Source organism: Saccharopolyspora pogona, from assembly GCF_014697215.1.
GTDB classification, from domain to species: domain Bacteria; phylum Actinomycetota; class Actinomycetes; order Mycobacteriales; family Pseudonocardiaceae; genus Saccharopolyspora; species Saccharopolyspora hattusasensis.
The window spans coordinates 3085992-3103120 of the sequence record NZ_CP031142.1 but is presented as its reverse complement, the minus strand read 5'-3'; the positions used below and the strand labels follow the sequence as shown (position 1 = coordinate 3103120).

Here is a 17129-nt window from a genome sequence, read left to right as displayed (position 1 = left end):
TCTCGCATCATTCCTCGGCCGCGATCTGGCGAACCAGGTCGGCCGACTCGGCAGGCTTCAATGCCGCACTGAGGATATTGCTCAGCACAAGGCGGTAGGAAGCAAGATCGGCATCTTCTTCCAAGAACATCCCCGTGCTCTGGTTCTCCACATGCACGAGGTCAGGTTCCCCGTCGAACTCCAGGATCACGAACGTGCCCCGCAAGCCGACGTAGGCCCCGGCCGAGCTTTGCACCACCCGCAAAGTGATGTTCGGACGTTCGGCAAAAGTACCCAGATGGAGCAGTTGCCGATGCATGATCCCATCACCGCCGATGGGACGCCGGAGTACGTTTTCGTCGACTACAGCGAGGAATTGCGGCGCACGGGTACGCGTCAGAACCGCCTGCCGAGCCATCCGAGTAGCCACCAGACGGTCGATCTCCTCGTCGCTGAGCGTGTCGTTGATGCCCTGGATCACTGCGCGGCAGTACTCCGCGGTTTGCAGCAGCCCCGGCACGAACATGTTCTCGAAGTTCTGGATGCGGGTCGACTTGGCCTCGAAGTCGATCAAATTCCGCCATAGCTGCGGGAGACCCGCTTGGCGTTGCCACCAGCCCTTCTCGTCGGCTCGGCGCAGCATGTCGAGGATTTCCTGGCGTTTCGTCGCCGAGACCTTGTAGAGGCCGAGCATCGCGGCGACGTCCTCGATCTGCATGCCGCTGCTGGCGGTCTCCATTCGACTGACCTTGCTCACCGACAACCCAAGCGTGCGCGCGACATCGCTGCAACTAAGTTGTGCTTGCTCGCGAAGCCTGCGCAGTTGCGCGGCGACCTGGCGGGAGCGGACAGAGGTGTGACCGTTTCCTGGCATGATCGGAGATCCCCCGTTCGGATCCGATGTGGACAATCTCCAGGGTGGCATCGAACGGATCCATGATCAATCACACGAATGCGCACTTGTTTGCAGCTGTCGCAAAAGCGCACCTTCCCGTCACAAGCCCATGACCAGGGCGAACACGAGAGGAATTCGGGAGAGGGCATGAGTGACGAACTCGCGCGGAAGCGGACTGAACTGGACCTGCGGATCATGGCGGAGGCCGCCGAGGAGAAGACCTGGCGCATTTCGCCACAGGGCAACAAAGGGCCGGTCACCGTCGCGCTACGGATTCCCGAAGTGCGGGTCACCGATTCCGCCGGGCGGCACATCCTGATCGGGCCAGAACAAGCCGATCTGCTCGGCTCGAAGCTGAGCAACATCAGCGACTGGCTCCAGGAAGGCGACCAAGACTGGGTCGAGCCCGACGTGTAAGCAGAGGGCTTCGTGAGTGATCGTTCCGGTAAGAACCGGAACGATCACTCACGAGAAGATGCGGTAACCCCAGGTGCCGCAGTGGGTTTCGCCCGGCCGCAGGGTGATCAGGCCGTCGCCGGTGACGAACGCGTTCGGCGCGCAAGTCATCGGCTCGACGGTGATCCCGGCCCGCGCCGGGCGGTCGGTCGACGGGCTGTCGTCGGTGTAGACCTGCAGGTAGCCGTGCGTGCGGTCGACCCAGAGCTCCGCGGTCACGCCGTCCGGGCGGGCGAACCGCACCACGGCGTTGCCGTCGGATCCGCGGCGCAGCCTGGTGAACGCGGTGTCCATTTCGGTCGGTCCGATCCGTCGCGGCGACCGGTAGTCGTACTCGATGCCCTCGACCGGGGCGGTACCGGTCGGGATCAGCCGGTCGTTGACCACGTAGTAGGTGTCCGCGGGCAGCTCGAAGACGATGTCGTCGATGCGGTCCCCGCCGGCGGCGAGGTAGGTGTGGTTGGCGGTGCCGAACGGCGCGGCGCCGTCGCCGACGTTCTTCGCGCTGAGCGTGCTGCGCACCCCGGAATCGTCCACTGCGTACTCGATGCGGAATGCCAGCCGGAATGGGTAGCCGTAGTCCGGCGGCAGCAGGTACTCCAGTACCACGCCGTCGGCGCGGTGCCGCACCGGCTGCCACTCCACGAAGCTCATCAGCCCGTGCAGCGCCGCATCGCGCTTCGGTTCGTTGATCGCGACCTGCAACTCCTCGCCGCCGAAGGTGTAGCGGCCGTGGTCGATGCGGTTCGGCCACGGCAGGATCGTCTTGCCCTGGAAGCCCTCGCCGACCTCGTCGGCGGGGTGCGTCAGGAGCATCTCCACGCCGTCGACCTGCCACGACAGCAGCGTCGCCGACACCCCGGCGATCACCGCCCGCTGCCGCCCGGAGCGGATCTCGTACAGCCGCCCGTTCGCGGTCTGCCGGCCCGCTCCACCGGAACCGGATGGCTGCGCGGTGGCGTGGCCGGCGAGGGCGGCGGCGGTCGTCGCGCCCGCAGCGGTGGCGAGCGCGTCCCGCCGGGTGAAGCGTCGCATCCTGAACCTCCTGGGGGTGGGCAATTTCGTGAGAAATTGACATTCACCCGGGTGACGGGCGATTTCTCACGAAATTGCGCCGAGCCAGGGTGGTGAGGCCGAGCGTTGATCACTCGTCGTGATGGCGTTCCACTGTGGTCGGTGGCGGTCCCGTCCGCCAGTGGTCACGGCGTACCCGCATCGATCACCGCGAGGTTGTGGGCGCGGACGACGTCCGGGTTGGGCTTGAGGATCCGCCGGTCGTAGGTGAAGAACCCGTTGACCTCGTTCTCCACGTCCGTGGTCTGGGTGTAGATCGCCGCGGACAGCCCGTTGGTCTCGACGATGCGGGCGAGGTCGCGGCTGACCTCGGCGTAGCGGTCGGTCAGCTCGGCGCGGCTGTTGGTCATCTCGTACGCGCCCGGCTCGCCGGGCCACAGGTGGCCTTCCTCGACCAGCCCCAGCCCGCCGTACTCGCCGTCCACCGACGCCCGCTCGCCGCGCACCTCCGGGCCGCCCGGACCGACGTAGGTGTGGTCGTCGTAGATGTCGCCCGTGCCGGTGTCCGGCAGCGAGTAGCAGCAGTTCACCCCGCTGTTGGCGTTGACCAGCCGGGTCGGGTCGGTGCGCCGGACCAGTTCGGCGACCTCGGCGGTCTCGAACTCGCCCCAGCCCTCGTTGAACGGCACCCACGCCACGATAGAGGGGACGCTGCGCAGCTGGTCGATCATGGCGGTGAGCTCGTCGCGGAAGTTCGCGCGGGCCTCCTCGCCCGGCGGCGGGTTGCTGCCCGGCGGGTCGGCGAGGTCGATCGGCAGCGACGGCATGTCCTGCCACACCAGCAGGCCCAGCCGGTCGGTCCAGTAGTACCAGCGGGCCGGTTCGACCTTCACGTGCTTGCGGATCATGTTGAACCCGAGCCGCTTGGTTTCGGCGACGTCGAACCGCAGCGCCTCGTCGGTCGGCGCGGTGTAGTTCCCGTCCGGCCAGAATCCCTGGTCCAACGGCCCGTGCTGGAACAGGATCCGGCCGTTGAGCGCCATCCGCGGCCGCCCCTGCGAGTCGTCGACCAGCTCGATGGTTCGCAGGCCGCCGTAGCTGCCGACGTCGTCCACGGTGCGGCCGTCGGCGCCGACCAGCCGGACCGTGATGTCGTAGAGGTAGGGGTCGTCGGGGGTCCACAGGTGCGGATCTGCCACCGGCAGCCGCAGGGCCGTGTCGGCCGGACCGCTGGCGCGCGACACCTCGTTGCCATCGGCGTCGAGGACGACCGCCTCGACCCGTTCCCCGGCGCGCGCCGAAGTCCGGGCGGTCAGGTCGAAACCGCGCAGATCCGGGTTGATGTCGAGCTTGGCGATGTGCGCGTCGGGCACCGGCTCCAACCAGACCGTCTGCCAGATCCCCGATGCGCCGGTGTAGAGAATCCCGCCCGCCTTGTTGCGCTGCTTGCCCACCGGGTAGGGGTTGGCGTCGTTGCGGTCCTCGACGGCCACCACCAGTTCCTGCTTGGCGCCGGGACGGAGCGCGTCGGTGATGTCGGCGCTGAACTCGGTGTAGCCGCCCTCGTGAACCGCCACGGTCCGGCCGTTGACCGACACCTCGGCCTTCTGGTCCACCGCGCCGAAGTGCAGCAGCAGCCGCTGCCCGGACCAGTCCCGCGGCACCTCGAAGGTCCGCCGGTAGAGCATGTGGTCGTCGTGGCGCTGGATGCCGGAAAGACCGGATTCCGGGGGATAGGGCACCAATATCTGCTCGGTCGCCGCGGTCGGCGGGGTGGCTCCGCCGCCGTAGGACCACAATCCGTTGAGGTTCAGCCAGCGCTCGCGGGTCAGCTGCGGGCGCGGGTACTCGGGGAGGGCGTTGTCCGGGCCGACCTGGTCGGTCCACGGCGTGGTCAGCGGCGGTGGCTTGGGGCGCCAGGGGTTGGCGGCCGCGGCGGAATCGGCGGCGGCCACGGGGACCCCGGAGGCGGTGGCCAACAGCGTGGTGAGCAGCAGGGCGCGCAGCAGCACGATTGCCTCCAGACCGGCTTGCCGAAAAAGGCGAAGAGCAATCACCATCAACCGGCAACAATGACCATGAACGCACGCACAGTCAACGCGGCCGAAAGAGCGCCCGCAAATCGGAGCAACCGGCATGGATCGGTAGGCCTCGCGAGGTTACGTTGTTGGCCCGCTCAAGCCATCGGCGCCAGCAGCCGAGTCCAGGAGAGGGTGTGCACGTGACCGGTTATTCCACAGCACAGGAAGGCACCGCGACCGAGGTGTTCCGCACCGCCCGGGACTTCCTGCTGCGGCACCGCGAGGACTACGACACCGCGCGCCGCGAATTCGAATGGCCGCGGCCGGCGGAGTTCAACTCCGGCGTTGGACTGGTTCGACACGATCGGCAAACGGTGGAACGGCATGGCGCTGTGGATCGTCGACGCCGACGGCAGCGAGCACCAGGTCGCCTTCCGCGCCATGACGCGCCGTTCCAACCAGGTCGCCAACTGGCTGCGCGGGCTGGGCGTGTCCCGCGGTGACCGGGTGGTGCTGATGCTCGGCAACCAGGTCGAGCTGTGGGAGACGATCCTGGCCGCGATGAAGCTGGCGCGGTGATCATCCCCGCGACCCCGCTGTTCGGCCCGGCGGACCTGCGCGACCGCATCGACCGCGGCCGGTTGGTCGAGCACACCCGGTTCGACGCCGCCGGGTTGGTTGCGAGTGTGGGCTAAGCGCTTTCGGCGCTTCAAAGACAAAGAACAGGACCCGTGAGTACTTTCGGGTGCTATGACGCCGCAATTCACTCACGGGCCGTGACCAGGCTAAGCGGAGCCCCGGTCAGTGATGGCGCAGATGCAACGTTGCGGGATCACGAGTTTCTGTGCGCCGCCGACGTTTGGCGGATGCTCATCCAGGCCGACCTCGGCACATTGGCCACCTCGCCGTCCAAAGTGGTCGGTGCCTGGGGAGCCGCTGAACCCGGAGATCATCGAGCAGGTGCGGCGCGCGTGGTCGGTGACCATCCGGGACGGCTTTGGCCAGACCGAGACCAGCGTGCAGGTGGCCACACCCCCGGCCAACCGGTCCGGCCGGGCTCGATGGGCCGCCCGCTGCCCGGTTTCGAGGTGGCGCTGCTCGACCCGGTCACCGGGGAGCCGGCCGAGGAAGCGAGATCTGCCTGGCGCTGCAGCCGCGGCCGGTGGGCCTGATGACCGGCTACGCCGACGACACCGACCGGACCACCGAAGCGACGCGCGGCGGCCACTACCACACCGGTGACGTCGGAACTAGGGACGCCGACGGCTACATCACCTACGTCGGCCGCACCGACGACGTGATTCAAGGCCTCCGACTACCGGATCTCGCCGTTCGAGCTGGAGAGCGTCCTGCTGGAGCACGAGGCGGTGGCTCCGGTGGCACGCGCCAATGGTGCGTGCCACACTTCGCTGGGGCCGGTGCGGCGATGCTTCTTCCGTCGACGCCCCGGCTGGGGGAACGTGGAGCAGGCCTGATGGGGGAGGGCGGTGGGTGGTGGCCGACGAGCGGGATCTCCGGCGGCGCCGAAAATGGCTCGCTTCCGGGATGCGCGCACCGTAACATCCGTGCTCCATCCCGCGATGGAATGACCGAAAAAGAAAAGTCAACCGCCCGATGCCTAGTTTTAATATTTTTTGTCGGCGGTCGCGGTTGTGCAATTTGCAGTTGCTGTGGTACGCGATGCGCGCGTCAGTGTACACAGATCGTTGCCGACTTGCACTTGCGCGATCGTTATCCCTCTCCAAAATGCGCCGAATCGGCGCAGGTGGCGGCGCATTTATTCACCCAGGGTGACAATCCGAATCACGCTATCATAGTATTCCGGTGATTAGCGTCACACGTTTGTATGCTTGCTTTGCTATCTCGTTCGCCTAGTTTGGTTAATTGACGCAGGAATACCGCGTCAGCGCCGGTTGGCAAAGGTGCCGACTGGACGGTGATCGGCGTAGGTGTTGCGGCCTTGAGCGTTTCTCGGCTGCCCACGCCGGTCCAGGTGTTGCCTTTTTCGCAGCGGCGACCCGGCACGGCCACGGGAGGAGCTCGGGGCACAGATTTTTGCGCGTACCCGAGTTTGCGGTGGCGCATGACCAACGTGAGTGGTGGGAGTGAAGAATGGCCAAGAGCGTGGACGACCTTGCCTCGAGCGAGCACCAAGGATCTCCGGATACCGCTGATCTGGTGGCCCGCGAGGAGCAGGTGTTCGGCGAGAATCCGCTGGAGGTGCGCGAATCGGACCACTACACGTACGAGTACGTCGGCGGTTTCGTCGAGAAGTGGGATGAGCTGATCGACTGGAAGAAGCGCTACCAGAGCGAGGGTTCGTTCTTCATCGACCAGCTCAAGGCTCGCGGTGTCCGCTCCGTCCTCGACGTGGCCACCGGCACCGGGTTCCACTCCGTGCGGCTGCTGGAGGAGGGCTTCGAGGCGGTCAGCGCCGACGGCAGCCCCCAGATGCTGGCCAAGGCGTTCAGCAACGGGTTGACCTACGGCGGCCACATCCTGCGGGTGGTGCACGCCGACTGGCGCTGGCTGAATCGTGACGTCCACGGCGAATACGACGCGATCATCTGCCTGGGCAACTCGTTCACCCACCTGTTCTCCGAACGGGATCGGCGCAAAGCGCTGGCCGAGTTCTACGCGATGCTCAAGCACGACGGCGTGCTGATCATCGATCAGCGCAATTACGACTCGATTCTGGACAGCGGATTCTCCTCGAAGCACACCTATTACTACGCCGGCGAAGACGTTTCCGCGGAACCCGATTACATCGATGACGGCCTGGCGCGATTCAAGTACACGTTCCCCGATCGATCTGAATTCTTCCTGAACATGTATCCGCTGCGGAAGAACTACATGCGGCGGCTCATGCGCGAAGTCGGTTTCCAGCGGATCGACACCTACGGCGACTTCCAGGAGACCTACCACGACACCGAGCCGGACTTCTTCATTCACGTGGCCGAGAAGAAGTACCGCCCGGACGAGGAGCTCTCCGACGTGTACTCGACCGCGGTGCACACCGCGCGGGACTACTACAACTCCGAGGACGCGGACAACTTCTATTACCACGTCTGGGGCGGCAACGACATTCACATCGGCCTCTACGAGACCCCGGACGAGAACATCGACGCCGCCTCGCGGCGCACCGTGGAGCGGATGACCGCCAAGATTCAGATCAGCCCGGGCACCCGCATCCTGGACATTGGCTCCGGCTACGGCGGCGCGGCGCGCTACCTGGCCGAGACCTACGGCTGCAAGGTGTCCTGCCTGAATCTCAGCGAGGTCGAGAACGCCCGAAACGTCGAGTTCAACCGCGCCACCGGGCTGGACGAGTTGATCGAGGTCAAGGACGGTTCCTTCGAGGACATCCCGTTCCAGGACAATGCCTTCGACATCGTCTGGTCGCAGGATGCGATCCTGCACAGCGGCGACCGGGAGCGGGTCCTGGAGGAGGTGACCCGCGTGCTCAAGGGCGGGGGTTCCTTCATCTTCACCGATCCGATGGCCGCCGACGACGCCAAGCTGCGGGACCTCGGGCCGATCCTGGACCGGCTCAACCTGGACACCATGGGCTCGCCCGGCTTCTACCGCCGCGAACTGGCCCGCCTCGGCCTGCAGGACTTCGACTTCGAAGACCTGACCACATACCTGCCGACGCACTACGCGCGGGTGCTGGAGGTCCTGGAGGGCAAGGAAGCGGAGCTCGCCGACCGGATCAGCGACGAGTACCGCACCAAGATGAAGACCGGTCTGAAGAACTGGGTCGCCGGTGGCAAAGCGGGCAACTTGGCCTGGGGCATCATGCACGCTCGAGCATGAGAGGTGTCCGAGGTTTGGTCTTCGTCCTTGAAGCGGCGCAGCCGTTAAGCCCACGCACGGAATCGGTACCCCCCCGGCAAGATGAGACCGGAAACAGTTTCGGACCCCCCGGTGCCGTAAATCGCCACTATCGTACGCAAGGATCTAGAGCTGCATCAGCTGTGAGGTGAGGAGCAGTCGTGAGTGAGATCAACCGCAGGTTGTTCACCAGCGAGTCGGTGACCGAGGGACACCCGGACAAGATCTGCGATGCGATCAGCGACGCCGTGCTGGACGCGTTGTTGTCCCAGGACCCGCGGTCGCGGGTCGCGGTGGAGACGATGGTGACCACCGGCCAGGTGCACGTGGCCGGCGAGGTGACCACCGACGCCTACGCGGACATCCCGACGATCGTGCGGGAGAAGATCCTGGAGATCGGCTACGACTCCTCGGCCAAGGGCTTCGACGGTGCCTCCTGCGGCGTGAACGTCGCCATCGGCTCGCAGTCGCCGGACATCGCGCAGGGCGTGGATGTCGCGCACGAGACGCGGGTCGAGGGCGTGATCGACGAGATCGCCAAGCAGGGCGCCGGTGACCAGGGCCTGATGTTCGGCTACGCCTGCACCGACACCGACGAGCTGATGCCGCTGCCGATCGCGCTGGCGCACCGCCTGTCGCGGCGGCTGACCAAGGTTCGCAAGGACGGCGTGCTGCCGTACCTGCGCCCCGACGGCAAGACCCAGGTGACCATCGAGTACGCCGGCGACCAGCCGGTGCGCCTGGACACCGTGGTGCTCTCCACCCAGCACGCCGCCGACATCGACCTCGAAGACATGCTGACCGGGGACATCAAGGAGAAGGTCATCGACCCGGAGATCCAGCGGGTCGGTCTGGAGTCCGCCGACAGCCGGCTGCTGGTGAACCCGACCGGCCGGTTCGTCGTCGGTGGCCCGATGGGCGACGCGGGCCTGACCGGCCGGAAGATCATCGTCGACACCTACGGCGGCATGGCCCGCCACGGCGGCGGCGCGTTCTCCGGCAAGGACCCGTCGAAGGTCGACCGCTCCGCCGCCTACGCGATGCGCTGGGTGGCCAAGAACGCGGTCGCGGCGGGCCTGGCGAGCCGCATCGAGGTGCAGGTCGCCTACGCGATCGGCAAGGCCGCCCCGGTGGGCCTGTTCGTGGAGACCTTCGGCACCGAGAACGTCGACCCGGTCAAGATCCAGGCGGCGATCAACGACGTCTTCGACCTGCGTCCCGCGGCCATCGTGCGTGACCTGGACCTCCTGCGGCCGATCTACGCCCAGACGGCAGCGTACGGTCACTTCGGGCGCAGCGACGTCGACCTGCCGTGGGAGCGCACCGACAGAGCCGAGGCGCTGAAGAGCGCCGCCGGCATCTGACGTTGACCGAAGCCGTGGCGGCGGACTGCGGGGCGTGGCGCGCGCCCCGCAGCCCGCTGTGCCGGCCCGGGTCCAGTAGAGCTTCGTGGTCGGTGCCGCAGCGGCAGCCGACTACCCTGGTGAAGGAGTAATGCAGTGCGGATTGCGGTGACCGGTTCGATCGCCACCGACCATCTGATGTCCTACCCCGGTAGGTTCACCGATCAGCTCGTCGCTGATCGCCTCCAGCAGGTGTCGCTGTCGTTCCTGGTCGACGAGCTGGAGGTGCGCCGCGGCGGGATCGCGGCCAACATCACCTTCGGCCTCGGCCAGCTCGGCGTCGGCTCGGCCCTCGTCGGCGCCGTCGGCCGGGACTTCGACGAGTACCGCGCGTGGCTGGAGCGCCACGGAGTGGACACCAACTCGGTGCACGTCTCCGGGACCAAGCACACGGCGCGGTTCCTCTGCACCACCGACACCGACCACAACCAGATCGCCTCGTTCTACGCGGGCGCGATGGCCGAGGCCCGCGAGATCGAGCTCAAGCCGGTCGCCGACCGGCTCGGTGGCCTCGACGTCGTGGTGATCTCCGCCAACGACCCGGACGCGATGCTGCGGCACACCCAGGAGTGCCGGGACCGCGGCTACCGGTTCCTCGCCGACCCGGGCCAGCAGCTCGCCCGGATGGAAGGCGACGACATCCGCAAGCTCGTCGAGGGCGCGGAGTACCTGTTCACCAACGAATACGAGCACGGCCTGCTGCTGCAGAGCACCGGTTGGACCCACACCGAAGTGCTGGAGCGCGTCGGCATCTGGGTGACCTCGCTCGGCCCCAAAGGCGTGCAGGTGGAGTCCAAGTCGGAGCCGACCATCGAGGTCGTGCCGCCGAAGGAGAACCAGAAGGGCGACCCCACCGGCGTCGGCGACGCGCTGCGCGCCGGGTTCCTGGCCGGGCTGACCCACGACTTCGGGCTGGAGCGCTCGCTGCAGCTCGGCTGCACGCTGGCGACCGTTTCGCTGGAGACCGACGGCCCCCAGGAGTACGACGTGGAGCGCGACTCGTTCGTCGCCCGCATCGCCGAGGCGTACGGCGACGCCGCCGCGGCCGAGGTCCAGCCGAAGCTTCGCTGAGAACGGGAGTAGCAGGGGCATGGCAGACCGGCAGAACGATCCGAGCGGGTTCCTCACCGCCCTCGGCGAACGCGTCCTCGTCGCCGACGGCGGCATGGGCACCGCGCTGCAGGCGTTCGACCTGACGTTGGACGACTTCGCCAACCTGGAGGGCTGCAACGAGATCCTGAACGTGACCCGGCCCGACGTGGTGTCCTCGATCTACCGGGGCTACCTCGAGGCCGGCTCGGACGCGATCGAGACCAACACGTTCGGCGCGAACCTGCCCAACCTCAGCGAGTACGACATCCCGGAGCGGATCCGGGAGCTGGCGGAAAAGGGCTCGGCGCTGGCCCGCGAGGCCGCCGACGAGTACTCGACGCCGGAGCGGCCGCGGTACGTGCTCGGTTCGGTCGGTCCGGGCACCAAGCTGCCGACGCTGGGCCACGCGCCCTACACCGTGCTGCGCGACGCCTACGTCGAGCAGATGCTGGGCATGCTCGACGGCGGCATCGACGTGGTGCTGGTGGAGACCTCGCAGGACCTGCTGCAGACCAAGGCCGCGATCGTGGCCGCGAAGCGGGCGATGGCCCAGGCCGGTCGCCAGCTGCCGATCATCGCTCAGGTCACCGTGGAGACCACGGGGACGATGCTGGTCGGCTCCGAGATCGGCGCGGCGCTGACCGCGCTGGAGCCGCTGGGCATCGACCTGATCGGGATGAACTGCGCGACCGGTCCGGCGGAGATGAGCGAGCACCTGCGGGTGCTGGCGCAGAACTCCCGGATCCCGATCTCGGTGATGCCCAACGCCGGTCTGCCCCAGCTGGGCCCCAATGGTGCGGTGTACCCGCTGCAGCCCGACGAGCTGGCCGACGCGCTGGTCGGGTTCGTCAACGACTTCGGCGCCCGGCTGGTCGGCGGCTGCTGCGGCACCACCACCGAGCACGTGCGCGCGGTGGCCGAGGCCGTCGCGTCGCTGCCGCCGAAGGTGCGCCAGCCCGAGCACCTCCCGGCGATCTCGTCGATGTACCAGTCGGTGCCGTTCGAACAGGACGCGTCGATCCTCAACATCGGTGAGCGCACGAACACCAACGGTTCCAAGGCGTTCCGCGTGGCGATGCTGGAAGGTCGTTACGACGACTGCGTGGAGATCGCCAAGGCCCAGACCCGCGAGGGCGCGCACATGCTGGACCTGTGCGTGGACTACGTCGGCCGCGACGGCACGGTCGACATGCGTGAACTGGCGTCGCGCCTGGCGACCTCCTCGACCCTGCCGATCATGGTGGACTCCACGGAGCCGGACGTGATCGAGGCCGGTCTGGATCACCTGGGCGGCCGGTGCGCGGTCAACTCCGTGAACTACGAGGACGGTCACGAGCCGGGCTCGCGGTACGAGCGCGTTATGAGGCTCGTGGTCGAGCACGGTGCCACCGTCGTGGTGACCTGCATCGACGAGGAGGGCCAGGCGCGCACCGCCGAGTGGAAGGTGCGGGTCGCCGAGCGGCTGATCGAGGACATGACCACCAACTGGGGTCTGGAGAAGTCTTCGATCATCATCGACTGCCTGGTCTTCCCGATCACCACCGGCCAGGAAGAGGTCCGCAAGGACGCCATCGAGACGATCAACGCGATCCGGGAGCTCAAGAAGCGCCACCCGGACGTCCAGACGACGCTCGGCTTGTCGAACGTCTCGTTCGGACTCAACCCGGCGGCGCGTCAGGTGCTGAACTCGGTGTTCCTCAACGAATGCCGGGAAGCAGGCCTGGACACCGCGATCCTGAACGCTTCGAAGATCCTGCCGATGAGCAAGATCGATGAGGAGCAGCGGCAGGTCGCGCTCGACCTGGTCTACGACCGGCGCAGCGAGGAATACGACCCGCTGCAGAAGTTGATGGAGCTCTTCGAGGGCAAGACCGCGAGGTCCAGCAGCGCCTCGCGCGCCGAGGAGCTGGCGAAGCTGCCGCTGTTCGAGCGCCTGGAGCGGCGGATCGTCGACGGCGAGCGCAACGGGCTCGAAGCGGATCTGGACGCGGCGATGGCGGAGAAGCCGCCGCTGGAGATCATCAACGAGACCCTGCTGGCCGGCATGAAGGTCGTGGGCGAGCTGTTCGGCTCGGGGCAGATGCAGCTGCCGTTCGTGCTGCAGTCCGCCGAGGTCATGAAGGCGGCCGTCGCCTACCTCGAACCGCACATGGAGAAGGACGACTCCGGCGGCAAGGGCAAGCTGCTGCTGGCCACGGTCAAGGGCGACGTGCACGACATCGGCAAGAACCTGGTCGACATCATCGTGTCCAACAACGGCTACGGCGTGGTCAACATCGGCATCAAGCAGCCGATCAGCGCCATCCTGGAAGCCGCCGAGGAGCACAAGGTCGACGCCATCGGCATGTCCGGGCTGCTGGTGAAGTCGACCGTGATCATGAAGGAGAACCTGGAGGAGCTCAACTCCAGGGGGATGTCCGAGAAGTACCCGGTGATGCTGGGCGGGGCGGCGCTCACCAGGTCCTACGTGGAGAACGACCTGGATGAGGTCTACCAGGGCGATGTGCGCTACGCGAAAGACGCCTTCGAAGGCCTGCACCTGATGGACCGCATCATGGCCGTCAAGCGCGGTGACGCGCCTGCCGACGATGCGGCCGAGCGGGAGAAGAAAGCCGAACGCAAGGCTCGTCGTGAGCGGTCGCTGCGCATCGCCGAGAAGCGCAAGGCCGAGCAGGGGCCGGAGCCGGAGTACACCGACACCACGCGGTCCGATGTGGACGCGAACGCGCCGGTGCCGACGCCGCCGTTCTGGGGCTCGAAGGTGGTCAAGGGCGTCGCGATCGCCGACTACCTGGCGCTGTTGGACGAGCGGGCCACGTTCTTCGGCCAGTGGGGCCTGCGCGGCGCGAAGAAGGGCGAGGGACCGTCCTACGAGGAACTCGTCGAGTCAGAGGGCCGGCCGCGGCTGCGGCACTGGATCGACGAGCTGTCCACCGCGGGCATCCTGCAGCACGCGGCCGTGGTCTACGGCTACTTCCCGTGCGTGACCGAGGGGAACAACCTCGTCGTGCTGGACAAGGAAGAGCCGGACGCCCCGGAGCGGCACCGGTTCTTCTTCCCGCGGCAGAAGCGCGACCGCCGGCTGTGCCTGGCGGACTTCTTCCGGTCGCGGGAGCAGGCCGAGCAGACCGGCCAGGTGGACGTGCTGCCGATGCAGCTGGTCACCATGGGCCAGCCGATCGCCGACTTCGCCAACGAGCTGTTCGCCAAGAACGCCTACCGGGACTACCTGGAGGTGCACGGCATGGGCGTGCAGCTCACCGAAGCGCTGGCCGAGTACTGGCACCGCCGCGTCCGGCGGGAGCTTCTGTGGTCCTCGGGCGGTTCGGTGGCCGAGGAGGACCCGGCCGACGTGCAGGAGTACTTCAAGCTCGGCTACCGCGGCGCGCGGTACTCCTTCGGCTACGGCGCCTGCCCGGACATCGAGGACCGGGCGAAGATCGTCGACCTGTTAGCGGCCGAGCGCATCGGCGTGGTGCTCTCGGAGGAGTTCCAGCTGCACCCCGAGCAGTCCACCGACGCGATCATCGCCCACCATCCAGAGGCGAAGTACTTCAACACCTGATTCCCGCCTGTCTGAATCCGGAAGTAGAGAAAGGTAGTCATGAGCGTCGAGTTGCAGAAGGTCAACGGCCTGGAGTTCGCTGTCCGGGATCTGGGGTTGGCTGAGGCCGGGCGGCATCAGATCCGGTTGGCTGAGCATGAGATGCCGGGTTTGATGGCGACGCGTGAGGAGTTTGCGGCCTCGCAGCCGTTGAGGGGTGCGCGGATTGCGGGTTCGTTGCACATGACGGTGCAGACGGCGGTGTTGATCGAGACGCTGGTCGCGCTGGGCGCCGAGGTCCGGTGGGTGTCGTGCAACATCTTCTCGACCCAGGACGAGGCCGCCGCTGCGGTTGTGGTGGGCCCGGACGGGACGCCGGAGGCGCCTGCGGGTGTGTCGGTGTTCGCGTGGAAGGGTGAGTCGCTGGAGGAGTACTGGTGGTGCACCGACCAGTTGTTCCAGTTCGGTGGTGGTGAGGGTCCGAACATGATCCTCGATGATGGTGGTGATGCCACGCTGTTGGTGCACAAGGGTGTGGAGTTCGAGGCTGCCGGGGTGGTGCCGCAGGCTGGAGATGATGACCCGGAGGAGTACAAGGTCATCCTGGAGACGCTGCGCGCCAGCGTCGCCGCGGACGGCAAGCGGTTCACGAAGATCGCCGGCGAGGTCAAGGGTGTCACCGAGGAGACCACCACCGGTGTGCACCGGCTGTATGAGCTGGCCAAGACCGGGGATCTGTTGTTCCCGGCGATCAACGTCAACGACTCGGTGACGAAGTCGAAGTTCGACAACAAGTACGGGTGCCGGCACTCGCTGATCGATGGCATCAACCGTGCCACGGATGTGCTCATTGGCGGCAAGGTCGCGGTGGTCTGCGGCTACGGCGACGTCGGTAAGGGCTCGGCGGAGTCGCTGCGCGGCCAGGGTGCGCGGGTGATCGTCACCGAGATCGACCCGATCTGCGCGTTGCAGGCGGCGATGGACGGTTATCAGGTGACCACGCTGGAAGATGTCGTGGAGATCGCTGACATCTTCGTCACGACGACGGGGAACTTCGACATCATCACCGCTGAGCACATGGGGCGGATGAAGCACCAGGCGATCGTGGGCAACATCGGTCATTTCGACAACGAGATCGACATGGCGGGGTTGGAGAAAACGCCCGGTGTCCGTAAGCAGGAGATCAAGCCGCAGGTCCACGAGTACGTGTTCGAGGACGGGCATTCGATCATTGTGTTGTCGGAGGGCCGGTTGCTGAACCTGGGCAATGCCACCGGGCACCCCAGCTTCGTGATGTCGAACTCCTTCACCAACCAGACGATCGCGCAGATCGAGTTGTTCACCAAGCCGGGGGAGTACGACAAGCAGGTGTATGTGCTGCCCAAGCACCTGGACGAGAAGGTGGCCCGCCTGCACCTGGACGCTCTGGGTGTGAAGCTGACCAAGCTCTCCAAGGAGCAGGCCGCCTACATCGGTGTCGACGTCGACGGCCCCTACAAGCCCGACCACTACCGCTACTGATCGAACTGCCCGGTACCGCTTCGCTTTCGCGCAGCGGTACCGGGTCGCAACGGCGGCTCTCCTCGGCCGGGGGGAGCCGCCGGACATCCGCCCCGGCGCTGAAACCGCGCTCCGCGCAACCGGTTTCGCCATAGGATTCGCCGACCGGCGAAAGCGCGTACCCGGCCGAGGCTCGGCCGCGTCGCTGATCCGAATGCACAGCCTTTTCTGCGAGTGGCTGAACGACGATCCTTTCAGGATACCGCAATTCGCATTTCCGCGAAAGAATCTCCAGTCATCAGAGGAAAAACGGTCCCTGCTCGTCGAGAAGAGCAGTCGCAGGAGTGCATCTCGACCGGGCGCTGTGGTGACCGAAAGTCGACAGAAGGAAAACCTGAGGCCGACATGAACACCATCGCACTCGAACTGGTACCGCCCGCCCTCGACGGTGGCGTGCAGATGGCCGTCGCGGAAGGTCGCAAGGTCGCCGAGCTCAGTCGCGCCTCCGGGCTGGCCGGCCACATCAAGCACGTGATGATCCCCGGCATCATCCAGGAGGACGGGGACCGGCCGGTCGACTTCCGGGAGAAGATGGACACCATCGATTTCTGGCGGACGATCGAGCCCGAACTGGGCGGCATGCGCGGGCTGTGCACGCAGGTCACCGCGTTCCACGACGAGCAACAGCTGACCGAGCGCCTGCACAACCTGCGCGACGCGGGCATGGACGGCATCGCGTTCGTCGGGGTGCCGCGCAACATGGCCGACGGCGAGGGGCCCGGCGTCGCGCCCACCGACGCCCTGGCCAAGTTCCAGGACGTGGTGCCGCACCGCGGTTCGATCCTGATCCCGACCCGGGACGGCGAGCAAGGCCGGTTCGGCTTCAAGTGCGAGCGCGGCGCCACCTACGGCATGACCCAGCTGCTCTACTCCGACGCGATCGTCCGGTTCCTCGCTGAGTTCGCCCGGACCACGTCGCACCGCCCGGAGATCCTGCTGTCCTTCGGGTTCATCCCGGGCGTGGAGAGCAGGAAGAATCTGATCCAGTGGCTTATCCAGGACCCGGGCAACCCGGCCGTGGCCGCCGAGCAGGAATTCGTGGCGCAGACCGCGGAGCTGGGCTTCGAGCAGCGCAAGCAGCGGGTCGTGGACCTCTACAAGCGGGTCATCGACGGGGTGCACGACCTCGGCTTCCCGCTCAGCGTCCACCTGGAAGCGCCCTACGGCTACAACAAGGCGGCCTTCGAGACCTTCGCGGCCATGCTCGACCACTGGGCGCCGTGAGCTGACCTCGCGCGACCGGGAACCGCCGTCCCCGAGCGGGGCGGCGGTTCTCGCGTTCCGGGTCCGGCAGCTGGGTGAGTTCGCTCACCGCGCGACGTCGTGCTCCG

Annotated in this window: 10 protein-coding genes and 1 pseudogene; 8 read left to right on the top strand and 3 right to left on the bottom strand. The window is 66.8% G+C overall.

The window, feature by feature from the left end; translation table 11 throughout:
- Window positions 1–7: 7 nt before the first annotated feature.
- On the bottom strand, window positions 8–853 hold the full coding sequence (locus DL519_RS14220; protein ID WP_190815388.1) for a helix-turn-helix domain-containing protein: 846 nt from the start codon (window positions 851–853) through the stop codon (window positions 8–10).
- Between the two features lie 168 nt (window positions 854–1021).
- Here DL519_RS14220 and DL519_RS14215 point away from each other — a divergent pair, with 168 nt between their 5' ends.
- Window positions 1022–1291, top strand: a complete 270-nt coding sequence (locus tag DL519_RS14215; RefSeq protein WP_190815387.1) for a hypothetical protein — start codon at window positions 1022–1024, stop codon at window positions 1289–1291.
- A gap of 48 nt (window positions 1292–1339) precedes the next feature.
- Here DL519_RS14215 and DL519_RS14210 read toward each other — a convergent pair whose 3' ends face one another.
- Window positions 1340–2365: an aldose 1-epimerase family protein gene (locus DL519_RS14210; RefSeq protein WP_190815385.1), complete on the bottom strand. Its 1026-nt coding sequence runs from the start codon at window positions 2363–2365 to the stop codon at window positions 1340–1342.
- A 164-nt stretch (window positions 2366–2529) separates the two neighbouring features.
- The gene (locus DL519_RS14205; RefSeq protein ID WP_190815383.1) at window positions 2530–4356 is read right to left on the bottom strand and encodes a glycoside hydrolase family 2 protein; all 1827 of its coding nucleotides are present in this window, start codon (window positions 4354–4356) and stop codon (window positions 2530–2532) included.
- Between the two features lie 275 nt (window positions 4357–4631).
- Here DL519_RS14205 and DL519_RS49955 point away from each other — a divergent pair.
- The 7 genes and pseudogenes from DL519_RS49955 to DL519_RS14165 form a co-directional block, all read left to right on the top strand.
- Window positions 4632–5747: pseudogene (locus tag DL519_RS49955) on the top strand (AMP-binding protein); the annotation flags it as partial.
- A gap of 730 nt (window positions 5748–6477) precedes the next feature.
- The gene (locus tag DL519_RS14190) at window positions 6478–8181 is read left to right on the top strand and encodes a glycine/sarcosine N-methyltransferase (protein ID WP_190815381.1); all 1704 of its coding nucleotides are present in this window, start codon (window positions 6478–6480) and stop codon (window positions 8179–8181) included.
- Between the two features lie 179 nt (window positions 8182–8360).
- Window positions 8361–9563: a methionine adenosyltransferase gene (gene metK / locus DL519_RS14185; protein WP_190815379.1), complete on the top strand. Its 1203-nt coding sequence runs from the start codon at window positions 8361–8363 to the stop codon at window positions 9561–9563.
- Between the two features lie 135 nt (window positions 9564–9698).
- Complete coding sequence (locus DL519_RS14180; protein WP_190815377.1) at window positions 9699–10673, top strand: carbohydrate kinase family protein; 975 nt, start codon at window positions 9699–9701, stop codon at window positions 10671–10673.
- 19 nt (window positions 10674–10692) lie between these two features.
- Window positions 10693–14259 (top strand): methionine synthase, encoded by a 3567-nt coding sequence (gene metH, locus DL519_RS14175; protein WP_190815375.1) that lies wholly within the window; start codon window positions 10693–10695, stop codon window positions 14257–14259.
- A gap of 39 nt (window positions 14260–14298) precedes the next feature.
- Window positions 14299–15759: an adenosylhomocysteinase gene (gene ahcY, locus DL519_RS14170; protein ID WP_190813310.1), complete on the top strand. Its 1461-nt coding sequence runs from the start codon at window positions 14299–14301 to the stop codon at window positions 15757–15759.
- 384 nt (window positions 15760–16143) lie between these two features.
- Window positions 16144–17022, top strand: a complete 879-nt coding sequence (locus tag DL519_RS14165) for a mycobacterial-type methylenetetrahydrofolate reductase (RefSeq protein ID WP_190815373.1) — start codon at window positions 16144–16146, stop codon at window positions 17020–17022.
- Window positions 17023–17129: the final 107 nt, after the last annotated feature.